Below are 12,897 nucleotides of genomic sequence, written 5' to 3' on the forward strand. Positions count from 1 at the left end.
GCCGCGAATGTAATATCCTATAACTTGAATAAGAACTCAGATGGGAGCGCGCGCCGCCTTCAGGCCGGAGCGCATACGACCGAGGAAGCCGCCATGACAGAGCGACTGAGGGTTCGCGTCGATCCGGACAAATGCCAGGGGCACGCGCGCTGCAAGGCGCTGGCGCCGGAGCTGTTCGAGCTGGACGAATACGGCAACGCCCACGAAGCCGGCGACGGCACCGTCCCATCCGGCCTCGAAGACAAGGCCTGGCTCGCCAAATCCAATTGTCCGGAAATCGCGATCGACGTGATCGAGGAGTAGCGCAGCCGCTGCCCCGCGAGCCTTCCGTGCACACGAGCCCCAAGGGATTTCGAGATGTCCGACGTCAGCCAGCCCGCCGCCCATCCGCCCGTGACCGACTGGGTCCATGATTTCGACCACACCGATCCGCAATGGACGGAAGATCCTTTCCCGATCTGGGACGAGCTGCGCGCCGCAAGCCCGGTCGTGCATACCGACCGCTTCCTCGGCTGCTACCTGCCGACGACCTATGAAGCGGTGCGCCAGATCGCCAACGACAGCGAGCATTTCTCCTCGCGCCGCATCATCGTCCGTGACGTTCGGCCGGAGATCACCAGCAGAAACTCCGCCCCGCCGATCACGTCCGATCCGCCGGTGCACAAGCCAGCCAAGCAATTGCTGCTGCCGCCGTTCACGCCGGACGCGATGAAGAAGCTGGAACCGCGGGTGCGCGCGATCTGCAACGAGTTGATCGACGGTTTCATCACTGAAGGCGGACTGGACGCGGCAGAGCGCTACACCAAGCACATTCCGGTTCGCGCGATCGCCCACATGCTCGGCATCCCCGAGACAGACAGCGATCTCTTCATCCGCTGGATCCACATGATCCTGGAACTTGGCATCAAGGACGAAAACACGCTGCTCCAGGCGGTGCAAGAGATGACCGTCTATTTCAGCGCCCATATCGAAGCGCGCAAGAACAAGCCGACCGACGACCTCATTTCCTACCTGATGAATGCCAGGGACAAGGAGGGCAATCCGCTCGAGGATTCGCACGTGCTGGGCTCGCTGCGACTGCTCCTGATCGCCGGCATCGACACCACCTGGAGCGCGATCGGCTCCTCGCTCTGGCACCTCGCCCGGACGCCGGCCGACCGCCAGCGCCTGGTCGCCGAGCCCGGACTGATCCCGACCGCGGTGGAGGAGCTGCTGCGCGCCTATTCGCCGGTGACGATGGCGCGCGAAGTGGTCAAGGAGACCACGATTTCCGGCTGCCCGGTCAAGGCAGGCAACATGGTGCTGCTGTCCTTCCCGGCCGCCAACCGTGACCCGAAAATGTTTCCGGATGCTGACAAGGTCGTGATTGACCGCCGTGAGAACCGCCACGCCGCCTTCGGCCTCGGTATCCACCGCTGCGTCGGCTCGAACCTTGCGCGCATGGAGATGCAGGTTGCGCTGGAGGAATGGCTGAAGCGAATTCCGGACTTCGCCCTCGATCCGGCGGGCACGGTGACCTGGTCACAGGGAACCGTCAGAGGTCCCCGCCAGTTGCCATTTTTGCTTGGAAAGGCGATGTAGACCTCTCCAAACAGCGATGCGGAGAGGCGGGCCGTGACTGAGCAACCAGCCAAACCGGCCTCTGAGCATTTTGATGTCGCCAGCGCCCAGCGCGGATCAACGCGACCTTCATCGGCTCGATCGGCAACCTCGGCGTAGGCCTGCCCTATGCGATCACCGTCTCGGTGTTCGGAGGCACGGCGCCGGCAATCGCGCTCTATTTCAAGAGCATCGGGCATGAGGAGTGGTTCTACTACTATCTCGCTGGTATCATCTGCCTGTCGCTGATCATCTATTCCACCATGCGCAGCACCAAGCATGCCTCCGCGATGCACCGGCACGAGTAGCTCATGACCGACGAGACGCCATCCGACAGCAAGCTGACGCGCACCAAGGAAAAATGGGCGCGCGAAGGCCGCTTTTTGACCGGCAAGATCACGCGCCCGGAAGATCAGCGCCTGCCGCCCGGCCAGCATCTGACAAAAGACTGGCCGGTGCTCGATCTCGGCGTCGTGCCGCCAGTTTCGCGCGAGCGCTGGCGGCTCGACGTCTACGGCGCAATCGAGACCCCCGTGTTCTGGACCTTTGCCGAGTTCGCCGCCCAGAAGCAGGCGCGGTTCACCTCCGACATCCACTGCGTCACGACCTGGTCGCGCTACGACAATGAGTGGGAGGGGCTCGCTACGCGCGAGCTGCTCGCGGCCTCCCAGCCGCGCGAGGACGCGCGCTTCGTCGTGCTGCATTCCCATGACGGCTACACCACCAACCTCGCGCTGGACGACTTTGCAGCCGAGGATGCATTGCTCGCCCATAGCTGGTCCGGTGAGCCATTGTCGGCCGAACATGGCGGTCCGGTGCGGCTGGTGGTGCCGCATCTGTATTTCTGGAAGAGCGCCAAATGGGTTCAGTCGATCGAATTCCTGACCGAGGACGCGCCGGGCTTCTGGGAAATCCGCGGCTATCATAATCGCGGCGATCCCTGGGCAGAGCAGCGCTATTCGGGCGATTAGATTCAAGCAAGAACGGGGGAAGCCCATGCCGACAGAGCGCTTTCAATTCACCGGCGAAGGCGGCCATCAACTTTCGGCCGCGCTGGAGCTACCCGACGGCGAGCCGGCGGCCATCGCGCTGTTCGCGCATTGCTTCACTTGCGGCAAGGACACGCTGGCCGCCAAGCGCATCTCGGTCGCGCTCGCCGCCAAGGGCATCGCGGTGCTGCGCTTCGACTTCACCGGGCTCGGCTCCAGTGAAGGAGATTTCGCCAATTCGACGTTTTCCTCCAATGTCGCCGATCTCGTGCGCGCCGCCGATCATCTGCGTAGCGTCCGCAAGGCGCCGTCGATCCTCATCGGTCACAGCCTCGGCGGCGCCGCGATCCTCGCGGCAGCCGGACGCATCCCGGAGGCCAAGGCGGTTGTGACCATCGCGGCACCATCCGATCCCGCCCACGTCACCGGCCTGTTCAAAGAGCATCTCGACGACATTCGCACCCAAGGTGAGGTCGAAGTCTCGCTTGCGGGACGCCCGTTCCGGATCAAGCGCGAATTCCTCGACGACATCGCCGAGCACGAGCTGATGAAGGACGTCACCGGCCTGCACAAGGCGCTGTTGGTCATGCATTCTCCCGCCGACGATACCGTCGGCATCGACAATGCGACGAAGCTCTTCGTCTCCGCCCGGCATCCCAAGAGCTTCGTCTCGCTCGATCATGCGGATCATCTGCTGACCAAGCCGGCCGATGCGCTCTACGCGGCCGACATGATCGCGGCCTGGGCAAGCCGGTACATCGACCCGGCGAAACCTGCGAAGGCAATGGATCTCCCGGAGGCGCCGCGCCGGGTCGTGGTGCAGGAGACCCGCAAGAGCAAGTTCAACCAGGTCATCTCTGTCGGTCCGCATCGCCTGATCGCGGATGAACCGGTCGCCGCCGGCGGCGAGGATGCCGGCCCTGGTCCTTATGATCTTCTGCTCGCTGGCCTCGGGGCCTGCACCTCCATGACCATGCGCCTCTATGCCGACCGCAAGTCGCTGCCGCTCGATCGTGTCACCGTCTCACTGAAGCATTCTAAGATCTATGCAAAAGACTGCGCGGAATGCGAGACGCGCGACGGCATGCTCGACCAGATCGAGCGCGACATCGCGATGGACGGCGCGCTCGATCCCGAGCAGCGCAAGAAATTGATGGAGATCGCCGACAAGTGCCCGGTGCACCGGACGCTGACCTCGGAAATCCGCATCGTCACAAAGGCGGTGGACTAGCGCGATTGCGCTAGAAGCACGACGCCATCGTCCGCAATGCCTCGGTGATCTCGCTTTCGCGCCAGGCCGCGAAGCCGAGCAATAGACCGTGATCGCGCGGCGTGCCCAGTGCCAAGCCGGACAGGGCACGCGTTTCAACGCCCGCTTCGACCAGCCGCTTTACCGCCTTCTGATCCGCGCGACCGCGCTTGAGGCGCGCGACGAGCTGAATGCCACCGGGGGGCACTTCGGCAGAGAGCACGTCGCCCAAATGGCGCTCTAGTCCCTCCACGAGGTGATCGCGGCGGGCATGATAGATCCGGCGCACCCGGCGCAGATGCGCCAGGAAATGCCCGTCGGCAATGAACTCGGCCAGCGCTTCCTGGACGTGGCTCGGGGCGATCAGCCCGATGTGCCGCTGTGCGATCTCCAAGGTGTTGACCAGGGCCGGCGGAACGACGAGATAGCCGAGCCGGATGTCCGAGGTCATGGCCTTGGAGAACGTACCGACATAGAACACGCGGCCATGGGCATCGAGTCCCTGCAAGGCCGGCACCGGCCGGCTGTCATAGTGGAATTCACCGTCGTAATCGTCCTCCACGATCCAGGTCTTGCCGGGCCTGCTCAGGCCAAGAAACTCCGTGCGGCGCGAGAGCGACATCAGGCGGCCGGTCGGGTGCTGGTGCGACGGCGTCATGAAGATCAATGTCGGGGTCGCTATCCCCGGAATCCGCTGCATGCCCTGCTCGTCCAACCTCATCCCGGTCACGCGCGCACCGGACGCGCGGAAGGCGGCTGCGGCGCCGGGGTAGCCGGGATCCTCGACCCAGACGTCGTCGCCGGGCGTGATGAGGGCAGCCGCAATCAAGGTGAGCGCAGCCTGCGCGCTCGGCAAAATCAGGATGTGATCCGCCGTCGCGCGCACACCCCTGCTGGTCGCGAGATAATGCGCCAGCGCCTCGCGCAGGCGCGCCCGGTTGACCGGTCCGAGCTCGCGCCTGGCCGCGCGCACGGCGCTGCGGCGCAGGCAACGCGCCCAGACCTCGTTGGGAAACTCCCTGAAATCGCCATGCCCGGGACGCAAGGGTCTCAGTCGCGCCTGATAAGACATCGGCCAGTCGGTCTGCGTGAGGCTCGAAGCCCAAGGCGAAAGCCGCGGCTTGCCAAGGCGCATGCGGGATGCGACGGCGCCCGCCTCGGCAATGCGCTCGCCGCCCTCGACCGTGACCATCGGACGGCGGCCGTGCGAAGCCTCGAGATATCCCTCGGCGGCGAGCTGCTCGAACGCATAGGTGACGGTGTTGCGCGAGACGCCGAGATCGCTCGCAAGTCGGCGGCTCGACGGCAGCGTGCGGCCTTTGACGAGACGGCCGGTCGCGATCAAGCTTCGGAGCTGGCTCGTCAGTTGAGCCACCAGCCCCTCGTCGTCGGCCCGGTTCAGGTCGATCAGGGCGGAGATCATGCTTTCCGGAACTGGCACCTTGATCCTTTCTGATCTGGCACTTTTTTAGGTGCCAGGCGGAATGCTATCCGCCTGATAGAACTGCTTCAAGGATTTTCCGATGAACTTCCTCTCGCCCCGCGCGGCCGTCGGCCTATTCCTCATCGTCGTGCTGGCCTGGGGCGTAAACTGGTCGGTGACGAAGCAACTCGTGCAATTCCTTCCGCCGCTCTGGACCTCGGCGATCCGCAGCTGGATCGCTTTGGCAGCATTGTTCGTGATCCTGGGGCTCAGCAACAATCTGGTGATCCCGAAGCGGCGCGACATTCCGGTGGTCCTGAGTGTCGCGCTGCTGCACATGACGATATTCTCTGTCCTGGTGGCGGCCGGTGTGCGCTTCCTGCCCGCGAGCAAGGCCATTGTGCTCGGCTACACCACGCCGCTCTGGGTCGCGATCGCAGCGCCCCTGCTGGGGAAGGATACGCTGACTGCGCCAAAACTGGCCGGCGCCCTGCTCGGGCTGATTGGTCTTGCCGTGATCCTGAATCCCACCTCGATCGACTGGACGAATGCCAACGTCGTGCTTGGCGCCGGCATGGTGATCCTGGCCGCGATCTCATGGGCTGCGAACATCATCTATATTCGGGCCCATCGCTGGATCGCATCGCCACTTCAGCTCCTAATCTGGCAGGTGCTCGTTGCCACGATCGTGCTGTCAGCGGCTGCGATGATCGTGGAGGGGCTGCCGCACGCGGAATGGTCATGGAAACTCGTCCTGCTGTTCCTGTACTCCGGTCTGATCGGGACAGCGCTGGCTTATTGGGCCATGTCGATGGTCAACAAGAGCATCTCGGCTCTGACGACGGCGCTCGGGACCACCGGAACGCCGCTCGTCGGGATCGCCTGCGCTGCGATCCTGCTGGGCGAGCCTATTGATATTAGTCTTGCCGTCGCGGCCGGACTGATCATCGGTGGCATTGGCTTTGCCACGCTCGGCGATCGTATGCTGCGCCGTCAGGCTACCGCGAACGGCTGAACGCGCAGCATCCCGCGCAAGCCCGCCGTCGTGCCGAGCAGGATGCCGGCGATGGCGACGAAGGAGCCCAGCGCGAGCGTCGACACCCCGGTGAGCCCTTGCCCGATCGAGCAGCCGAACGCCATCACGCCGCCGATACCCATCAGCGCAGCGCCGCTGGTCGAACGCAGCATATGGCGTGGCGAGGAATAGCCTTCGAGATGGAAACGGCCCGTAGCTAGCGCGGTGGCCAGACTGCCAGCGAAGACGCCGGCAACTGTTGCAATGCCGAAATTCGGCGTCAGACCAGTCGAGAGCATGGCATATTGCAGACTGTCCGCAATCGGCGCGACGAAGGTGAGCGAGGTCACCGGCACCGGGTTGAAGTCATCCGCGCCGAGATAGCCAGTGACGAACCAGCCGCCGGCGACGAGGAGACCGACGATGACACCGGCTGCAATCTGGCCGGGCGAACGCCGAAACGCCGGGTGCGCGAAAGCGAACAGGATCAGCACGACGACGATGACAGCAGCAGCCATCGCGCGCGAAACCGCTTCTGCCGGACCGAGCATCGCCAACAGCGACGGCAGCGATTTCACGTTGACCGTGGTTTGCGAGGCCTGGACCAGCGCGATGCGCGCCGGCGCGATCAGGCCCTTGAGCGTCATCTGCGTGGCGATGGCGAGCACGACCACCACGACGAAGGAGCGGAGATTGCCGCGACCGAGCAGCACCAGCGCGCGCGAACCGCAGCCGTTCGACAGCACCATGCCGTATCCAAACAGAAGTCCGCCGAGAAACAGCACTGGCACCGAAAAGGACTGTTGCAGGTAGATCGACTTGCCGAGATCGATCATGCCGTTGCCGGCGAGGAATTGGCTCGCGGCGGTCGCAACCGCGATCGCCAACGCGTAGGTGCGTACCAGCCGCCCATCCCCCTTCGCCAGCCAGCCGCGCATGCTGCTCATCAGGCAGAAGCCGCTGAGCAGGCCGACGGCGCCGTAAACCAGGCCGATGCCGAGGCCGGCGAGGATGACGAGCTGGGTGGTCGATTCCATGATCAAGCCTTCAGGATCACACGGTCCCGCGACGAGCCGGCAACGGCGACATAGGCCTCCTTCGCGCGTTCGAGCGGATAGACGGCGTTCGCCTTGATCGGGAATGGTTTCAGGTGCCCGCTCGCGAAGCCCGGGCTGAGGTCACGCAGCACTGCGCCTGTCGCGATCGACGAGAGGCCGAGCGTGTCGATGCCGACATAGGTGTGTTGCCCGCGGTAGAATTCGAGGATGTTGAACTGCACGATGCGGTCGATCGCGGCGATCAGGATCTGGCGGCCGCGAAGCGCGAGCGACTTGTGCGCCGCCTGGAAATAGGGATCGCCGACCGTGTTGAAGACGATGTCGGCGCCTTTACCTCCGGTCAACTCGCGCACGCGTGTGGCGACGTCGGTCGCGGAAGCGTCGATCACCTCGATGGCCGCGTTGGTATGGCCCTCATAAGCTTCCGCTTTGCGCACCACGCCGATGACACGCGCGCCCTGCCAGGTCGCGATCTGCACCGCCGCCTGACCGACCTTGCCGTTGACGCCGAATACCAGCACCGCTTCCCCCGGCTTTGGAACGCCGGCGCGGCGAAAGCCCTCCATGGCGGTGACAAAGGGCACCCCGATGCCGGCGGCCTCCTCCCAGGACACGGTCTTGGGCTTCTCCACCACCGCGTCGGATTCAACGACGAGATGGCTGGCGTGGGTGCCGTCGCGACGGATGCCGAGATAGCCGGAGGAGCCGAACACCTCGCGGCCGATCATACCGGCCGGCCCGTCGATCACCACGCCGGCGTAATCGCGACCCGGCGTGCGCGGAAACACGGCGTAGGGCATCAGCCCGGTCGCGGCCTTGACGTCGGACGGATTGACGGCGGCGGCCCTCACCTCGATCAGGAGATCGCTAGGACCGCGAGCGAACGTCCGACGCTCAACCACCGGCGCAACCGCAGCCGCGTTCTCGGCCTTCGCGTTGAGGCGCACACAGCGCGCGTCGACGGCTTTGGGATCGGCTGTTGACATGGAAAGACCCGCGATTTCTCGCGGGCCTTGTCGCCCTTGGGGACGGTCGAGTCAATCCGTCAAGTCAATCCTTGGGCCGCTTGTCATAGAGGCGCTTGGCCTTGCCGAGCGAGCGTTCCAGCGTGGCCGGCGCAACCACGCTCACCCTGGAGCTGATGCCGATGGTGTTCTTGATGTGCGTCGAGATCCGGCTCGCATGGTCGAGGAGGCCCCGGCCGTCCCAGCTCTCCGGCCGCGCCTCGGCAATGATGGTCAACTCGTCCATGCGGCCTTCGCGGGTCAGTTCCAGAATGAAATGCCCTCCGCACCAGTCGGTGGCGAGCAGAACCTCCTCGATCTGGGTCGGGAACAGATTGACGCCGCGCAGGATGATCATGTCGTCGGAACGGCCCGTGACCTTCTCCATCCGCCGCATGCCCGGCCGCGCCGTCCCCGGCAACAGCCGCGTCAGGTCACGGGTGCGATAGCGGACCACCGGAAATGCTTCCTTGGTGAGCGAGGTAAAGACAAGTTCGCCCTTCTCACCGTCGGGCAGCACTGCACCGGTGTCGGGGTCGATGACTTCGGGATAGAAATGATCCTCCCAGATGTGCAGACCGTCCTTGGTCTCGATACATTCCTGCGCAACGCCGGGCCCGATCACCTCGGAAAGACCGTAGATGTCGGTCGCGTCCATGTCGAAGGCGTCTTCGATCTCGCCGCGCATGGCATTGGTCCAGGGCTCGGCACCGAAGATGCCGACCTTGAGCGAGCACTGGCGCGGATCGAGCTTCTGGCGCTTGAACTCGTCGAGGATCGCCAGCATGTAGCTCGGCGTCACCGTGATGATGTCGGGCCGGAAGTCGTTGATGAGCTGCACCTGCCGCTCGGTCATGCCCCCGGAGATCGGCACCACGGTGCAGCCGAGTTTTTCGGCGCCATAGTGCACCCCTAACCCGCCGGTGAAGAGACCGTAGCCATAGGCATTGTGGATGATCATGCCAGTGCGGCCGCCGGCGGCGCGGATCGAGCGCGCCATCACGTCCGACCATGTGTCGATGTCGCGTTGCGTATAGCCGACCACGATCGGCTTGCCCGTCGTGCCGGAGGACGCATGCACGCGCACCAGCTTTTCACGGGGCACGGCAAACATGTTGAAGGGATAATTGTCGCGCAGGTCCGTCTTCACCGTGAACGGAAATTTCGCAAGATCCGAGAGCTCTCGAAAGTCGGACGGATGCACGCCGGCCGCGTCGAAGGCCTTGCGATAATGCGGGACGTTGTCGTAGGCGTGCTTCAGCGACCAGGCCAGTCGCTCCGTCTGGAGTGCCATGATCTCGTCGCGCGATGCGCGCTCATGCGCATCCATTTCGGCGCGATAGGTGTTACCACCTTCCTTGAGCCTCGTCAGAGCCATCCTCGTTTCCCCGCATCATTGCTTTTCTTTATTGATCCTGCGCCGGCAGCCAATTGCCGGGAATGACCCGCGAATGCCCGCGAAATTCGGCGATGACTGTATCGCCGGCGGTGACGCGCACGTCATAGATGCCCGAGCGGCCGCCGCGCGTGACCTCGCGCGCTCTTGCGACCAGCCGATCGCCGAGCCTGCCCGGCTTGATGAAGGTGATCTGGCCCTGCGCCGCCACGACGCGGTCGTTGTGCGAGTTACACGCGAAAGCGAAGGCAGAATCGGCCAGCGTGAAAATGAAACCGCCATGGGCGATGCGCTGGCCGTTGACCATGTCCGGCCGTACAGTCATCGCCAGCGTCGCATAGCCCGGCCCGATCTCGACGATCTCCATGCCGAGTCCTTTGGAGGCATCGTCCTGCGCCCACATCGCATCGGCGCAGGCGCGGGCTACATCCTCGGGCGACAAGGCGGCCTTGACGTTCACGCGCTTCTCCCCTCCGAGTGTTTGGACACGATGTTCTGCTGCCTGGCTAAAACTGTCAAACGTGGTCGTAATCGACCACGATCCGCTCCGATGATGGCTTCGCCTGACAGGTCAGGACAAAGCCGGCCTTCAGCTCCCAGGGTTCCAGCGAGTAGTTGATATCCATCGGCGCCTCACCCTCCACCAGTTTTGCACGGCAGGTCGAGCACATGCCGCCCTTGCAGGCGAAGGGCAGATCGACACCGGCGCGTAGTGCGGCATCGAGGATCGCCTCGTCCTCGGCCACCGGCACGTCGCGGCGCTTGCCGTCGATGATCAGCGACGCGATCGCTTTCGGCGGCGCGTCCGGCGCAACGATCTTCTTCGGTCGCGGCTTGCCGCCGAATTCGGAGACGAAGCGCTCGACATGGATACGCTCGTCCGCGATGCCGAGCCCTCGGCAGGTCGCCTCGATGTCCTCGCTCATGCCGGACGGACCGCAGATGAAGACGTGATCGACGCTTTCCGCCGGCACCAGCGAACGCAGCAGCACTCGCACCTTGTCGCCGTCGAGCCGGCCATGCAGGATCGGGATGTCCTGCTCCTCGCCGGAGATGACGTGGAAGATCGAGAGCCGGTCGATGAAGCGATCCTTGAGCTCTTCGAGCGCCTCGAGGAACATGATGTTGTCGGTCGTGCGATTGCCGTAGAACAGGAAGAACTGACTGTTTGGCTCGCGCGCAAGCGTGCCCTTGACGATCGACAGGATCGGTGTGATGCCGGAGCCGGCGGCAAAGCCGACATGGATGCGGCCGGCGCCGGCCGGCGGGATCACGCCGAAGCGTCCCGTGGGCGTCATCACGTCCAGCGCGTCGCCACACTTCAAATCGTCCGCTGCCCAGCTCGAAAACGCGCCACCATCGATCTTCTTTACGGCGATGCGTATCTCGCCGTCGTCGGGGCCGGAGCAGATCGAATAGGAGCGGCGCACTTCCTCGCCATCCAGCATGGTGCGGAGCGTGAGGTATTGGCCGGGTGTGAAGGCGTAGTCGGTCGCAAGCTCCGCCGGGATGGCGAATGTCAGCGATACGGCGTCCGACGCCTCGCGGCGGAGGTCGTTGACGGCCAGGCGATGGAAGCGTGGTGCGGCTGCTGACATGGTCAATGACACTTGAAATAATCGAAGGGTTCGCGGCAGGCCCTGCAGCGCCAGAGCGCCTTGCAGGAGGTGGAGCCGAATTCGGATAGCAACTCGGTATTCGCCGAGCCGCATTGCGGGCACGTAACAGCTTGCTCGCCGAACAGCGCGCGGCGTGAATTCGAATCCTGCGGCGGCGCGATGCCGTAGGCGTGAAGCTTCCGGCGGCCCTCTTCGCTCATCCAGTCGGTGGTCCAGGCCGGCGAGAGCACAGTGCGGACTTTTGGACTGCAAAAACCGGCGCGCTCCAGCGCGACTTCGATTTCCAGCGCGATCATGTTCATGGCTGGGCAGCCCGAATAGGTCGGGGTGATCGCGACCTCGACGTGATCGCCGTCGAGGACGACATCACGGAGCACGCCAAGATCGGCGATGGTCAAGACCGGAATTTCGGGATCGACCACGCTCGCCGCGGCATCCCAGGCCCGTTGGCGCAGTTCGCTATGGGGCTCCAGCACCGTCACCATGTCTGCCCCGGGAAAGTGCGCTGCATCGACTGCAGCTCGGACAGAAGATGGCCAAGATGCTCGCTGTGCCGCCCGGAACGACCGCCTTGCTGCATCCAGTCGGTCTGCGGCAGCTCTAGCGTGGCTTCACTGACGACACCCGAGAGTGTCGTCATCCAGCGACCCCGCAAGCTTCCGGGATCGACGGCGATATCGGCATGGATCAGGGCGCGCTCGCCTTCATCGACGGCAAACATCTCACCGGTGAAAGCCCAGAGATGATTGATCGCGGCCTGCGCGCGGGCATGGCTTTCAGCCGTGCCGTCACCGAGCCGGATGATCCACTCCGAGGCATGGCGAAGGTGATAGGCGCTCTCCTTCTCCGACTTGGCGGCAATGGCCGCTAGCGCCGCATCGCGCGAAGTCATCATCGCACGCCAGTAGAGATCAGCAAAGGCGGAATAGTAGAACTGCCGCACCAGCGTCTGGGCAAAATCGCCATTGGGCTGCTCGACCAGCAGCAAATTGCGGTACTGCCTGACGTCGCGCAGGTATGCGAAGCTGTCCTCGTCGTTGTCCTTGCCCTCGACCTTGGCGGCGTAAGAGTAGAGTTCGCGGGCCTGGCCAAGGAGGTCGAGCGCGATGTTGGAGAGCGCCATGTCCTCTTCCAGCATCGGCGCATGTCCGCACCATTCCGACAGCCTGTGCCCAAGGATCAGCGCGTCGTCGGCCCGGCGCAGCGCGTAGAGCACCAGTGGTGTTTCTGAGACCTCGATGTTCGCGACGGGCATCACATGTGTCCCACTTCCTCGGGCACTTCGTAAAACGTCGGGTGCCGGTAGATCTTCGACTCCGCCGGCTCGAACATCATGCCCTTGTCGGCGGGATCGCTTGCGGTGATCGCCGTCGACGGCACGACCCAGATCGAAAGACCTTCGCCGCGACGGGTGTAGATATCGCGGGCGGCCTGCAAGGCCATCGTGGCGTCGCTCGCATGCAGCGAGCCGACATGCTTGTGCGCGAGCCCGTTGCGGCTGCGAATGAAGACTTCCCACAGCGGCGTGTTTGGCGTGGCCATTGC

14 protein-coding genes and 1 pseudogene are annotated in these 12,897 nt (G+C 64.2%); 6 read left to right on the forward strand and 9 right to left on the reverse strand.

Translation table 11 applies throughout. From position 1 onward, the window contains the following. Nucleotides 1-93 precede the first annotated feature (93 nt). The 5 genes and pseudogenes from IVB40_RS25595 to IVB40_RS25615 all read left to right on the forward strand — a co-directional run bounded on the left by IVB40_RS25595 (nucleotide 94) and on the right by IVB40_RS25615 (nucleotide 3,819). The gene (locus IVB40_RS25595) at nucleotides 94-303 is read left to right on the forward strand and encodes a ferredoxin (RefSeq protein WP_027516766.1); all 210 of its coding nucleotides are present in this window, start codon (nucleotides 94-96) and stop codon (nucleotides 301-303) included. A 54-nt stretch (nucleotides 304-357) separates the two neighbouring features. Beyond that, nucleotides 358-1,581, forward strand: a complete 1,224-nt coding sequence (locus IVB40_RS25600) for a cytochrome P450 (RefSeq protein ID WP_027568924.1) — start codon at nucleotides 358-360, stop codon at nucleotides 1,579-1,581. Nucleotides 1,582-1,709: 128 nt separating this feature from the next. After that, nucleotides 1,710-1,907, forward strand: a pseudogene (locus IVB40_RS25605) (alpha-ketoglutarate permease); the annotation flags it as partial. 3 nt (nucleotides 1,908-1,910) lie between these two features. Further along, nucleotides 1,911-2,570 carry a sulfite oxidase-like oxidoreductase gene (locus IVB40_RS25610; protein WP_247816683.1) on the forward strand — a complete coding sequence of 220 codons (660 nt, stop codon included), beginning with the start codon at nucleotides 1,911-1,913 and terminating at the stop codon, nucleotides 2,568-2,570. A 25-nt stretch (nucleotides 2,571-2,595) separates the two neighbouring features. Beyond that, nucleotides 2,596-3,819, forward strand: a complete 1,224-nt coding sequence (locus IVB40_RS25615; RefSeq protein WP_247816684.1) for a bifunctional alpha/beta hydrolase/OsmC family protein — start codon at nucleotides 2,596-2,598, stop codon at nucleotides 3,817-3,819. A 10-nt stretch (nucleotides 3,820-3,829) separates the two neighbouring features. Here IVB40_RS25615 and IVB40_RS25620 read toward each other — a convergent pair whose 3' ends face one another. Continuing rightward, on the reverse strand, nucleotides 3,830-5,260 hold the full coding sequence (locus tag IVB40_RS25620; RefSeq protein ID WP_247816685.1) for a PLP-dependent aminotransferase family protein: 1,431 nt from the start codon (nucleotides 5,258-5,260) through the stop codon (nucleotides 3,830-3,832). Between the two features lie 100 nt (nucleotides 5,261-5,360). On the opposite strand from IVB40_RS25620, the gene IVB40_RS25625 reads away from it, so the two are divergent. Further along, nucleotides 5,361-6,275, forward strand: coding sequence for a DMT family transporter (locus tag IVB40_RS25625; RefSeq protein WP_247816686.1), 915 nt, complete (start codon nucleotides 5,361-5,363; stop codon nucleotides 6,273-6,275). Here IVB40_RS25625 and IVB40_RS25630 read toward each other — a convergent pair. The 8 genes from IVB40_RS25630 to paaB form a co-directional block, all read right to left on the reverse strand. Next, on the reverse strand, nucleotides 6,254-7,312 hold the full coding sequence (locus IVB40_RS25630; RefSeq protein ID WP_247816687.1) for a YeeE/YedE family protein: 1,059 nt from the start codon (nucleotides 7,310-7,312) through the stop codon (nucleotides 6,254-6,256). The two genes, IVB40_RS25625 and IVB40_RS25630, sit on opposite strands and share 22 nt — an antisense overlap. Nucleotides 7,313-7,314: 2 nt before the next feature. Beyond that, nucleotides 7,315-8,319, reverse strand: coding sequence for a zinc-binding alcohol dehydrogenase family protein (locus IVB40_RS25635; RefSeq protein ID WP_247816688.1), 1,005 nt, complete (start codon nucleotides 8,317-8,319; stop codon nucleotides 7,315-7,317). Between the two features lie 64 nt (nucleotides 8,320-8,383). After that, nucleotides 8,384-9,715, reverse strand: coding sequence for a phenylacetate--CoA ligase PaaK (gene paaK, locus IVB40_RS25640; RefSeq protein ID WP_247288579.1), 1,332 nt, complete (start codon nucleotides 9,713-9,715; stop codon nucleotides 8,384-8,386). A gap of 28 nt (nucleotides 9,716-9,743) precedes the next feature. Next, nucleotides 9,744-10,193 carry a hydroxyphenylacetyl-CoA thioesterase PaaI gene (gene paaI, locus IVB40_RS25645; RefSeq protein ID WP_247359987.1) on the reverse strand — a complete coding sequence of 150 codons (450 nt, stop codon included), beginning with the start codon at nucleotides 10,191-10,193 and terminating at the stop codon, nucleotides 9,744-9,746. Between the two features lie 55 nt (nucleotides 10,194-10,248). Then, nucleotides 10,249-11,331 carry a 1,2-phenylacetyl-CoA epoxidase subunit PaaE gene (paaE, locus tag IVB40_RS25650; protein ID WP_247816689.1) on the reverse strand — a complete coding sequence of 361 codons (1,083 nt, stop codon included), beginning with the start codon at nucleotides 11,329-11,331 and terminating at the stop codon, nucleotides 10,249-10,251. Nucleotides 11,332-11,333: 2 nt separating this feature from the next. After that, the gene (gene paaD / locus IVB40_RS25655) at nucleotides 11,334-11,837 is read right to left on the reverse strand and encodes a 1,2-phenylacetyl-CoA epoxidase subunit PaaD (RefSeq protein WP_027568914.1); all 504 of its coding nucleotides are present in this window, start codon (nucleotides 11,835-11,837) and stop codon (nucleotides 11,334-11,336) included. Continuing rightward, complete coding sequence (gene paaC / locus IVB40_RS25660) at nucleotides 11,831-12,607, reverse strand: 1,2-phenylacetyl-CoA epoxidase subunit PaaC (protein WP_247816690.1); 777 nt, start codon at nucleotides 12,605-12,607, stop codon at nucleotides 11,831-11,833. The genes paaD and paaC overlap by 7 nt, the downstream gene beginning before the upstream one ends. Beyond that, the gene (paaB, locus tag IVB40_RS25665; protein WP_106942621.1) at nucleotides 12,607-12,894 is read right to left on the reverse strand and encodes a 1,2-phenylacetyl-CoA epoxidase subunit PaaB; all 288 of its coding nucleotides are present in this window, start codon (nucleotides 12,892-12,894) and stop codon (nucleotides 12,607-12,609) included. Before paaB ends, paaC begins: the two co-directional genes overlap by 1 nt. Nucleotides 12,895-12,897: the final 3 nt, after the last annotated feature.

Origin of the sequence: Bradyrhizobium sp. 40 (assembly GCF_023100925.1) — a bacterium.
Classification (GTDB): domain Bacteria; phylum Pseudomonadota; class Alphaproteobacteria; order Rhizobiales; family Xanthobacteraceae; genus Bradyrhizobium.

Bases quoted from the DNA above. Each gene is read 5' to 3' on its own strand.
- paaK (WP_247288579.1), bottom strand. From the start codon at position 9,715: ATGGCTCTGACGAGGCTCAAGGAAGGTGGTAACACCTATCGCGCCGAA.
- paaD (WP_027568914.1), bottom strand. From the start codon at position 11,837: ATGGTGACGGTGCTGGAGCCCCATAGCGAACTGCGCCAACGGGCCTGG.
- IVB40_RS25630 (WP_247816687.1), bottom strand. From the start codon at position 7,312: ATGGAATCGACCACCCAGCTCGTCATCCTCGCCGGCCTCGGCATCGGC.
- IVB40_RS25625 (WP_247816686.1), top strand. From the start codon at position 5,361: ATGAACTTCCTCTCGCCCCGCGCGGCCGTCGGCCTATTCCTCATCGTC.
- IVB40_RS25600 (WP_027568924.1), top strand. From the start codon at position 358: ATGTCCGACGTCAGCCAGCCCGCCGCCCATCCGCCCGTGACCGACTGG.
- IVB40_RS25635 (WP_247816688.1), bottom strand. From the start codon at position 8,319: ATGTCAACAGCCGATCCCAAAGCCGTCGACGCGCGCTGTGTGCGCCTC.
- IVB40_RS25615 (WP_247816684.1), top strand. From the start codon at position 2,596: ATGCCGACAGAGCGCTTTCAATTCACCGGCGAAGGCGGCCATCAACTT.
- paaB (WP_106942621.1), bottom strand. From the start codon at position 12,894: ATGGCCACGCCAAACACGCCGCTGTGGGAAGTCTTCATTCGCAGCCGC.
- IVB40_RS25610 (WP_247816683.1), top strand. From the start codon at position 1,911: ATGACCGACGAGACGCCATCCGACAGCAAGCTGACGCGCACCAAGGAA.
- paaE (WP_247816689.1), bottom strand. From the start codon at position 11,331: ATGTCAGCAGCCGCACCACGCTTCCATCGCCTGGCCGTCAACGACCTC.
- IVB40_RS25595 (WP_027516766.1), top strand. From the start codon at position 94: ATGACAGAGCGACTGAGGGTTCGCGTCGATCCGGACAAATGCCAGGGG.
- IVB40_RS25620 (WP_247816685.1), bottom strand. From the start codon at position 5,260: ATGATCTCCGCCCTGATCGACCTGAACCGGGCCGACGACGAGGGGCTG.
- paaC (WP_247816690.1), bottom strand. From the start codon at position 12,607: ATGCCCGTCGCGAACATCGAGGTCTCAGAAACACCACTGGTGCTCTAC.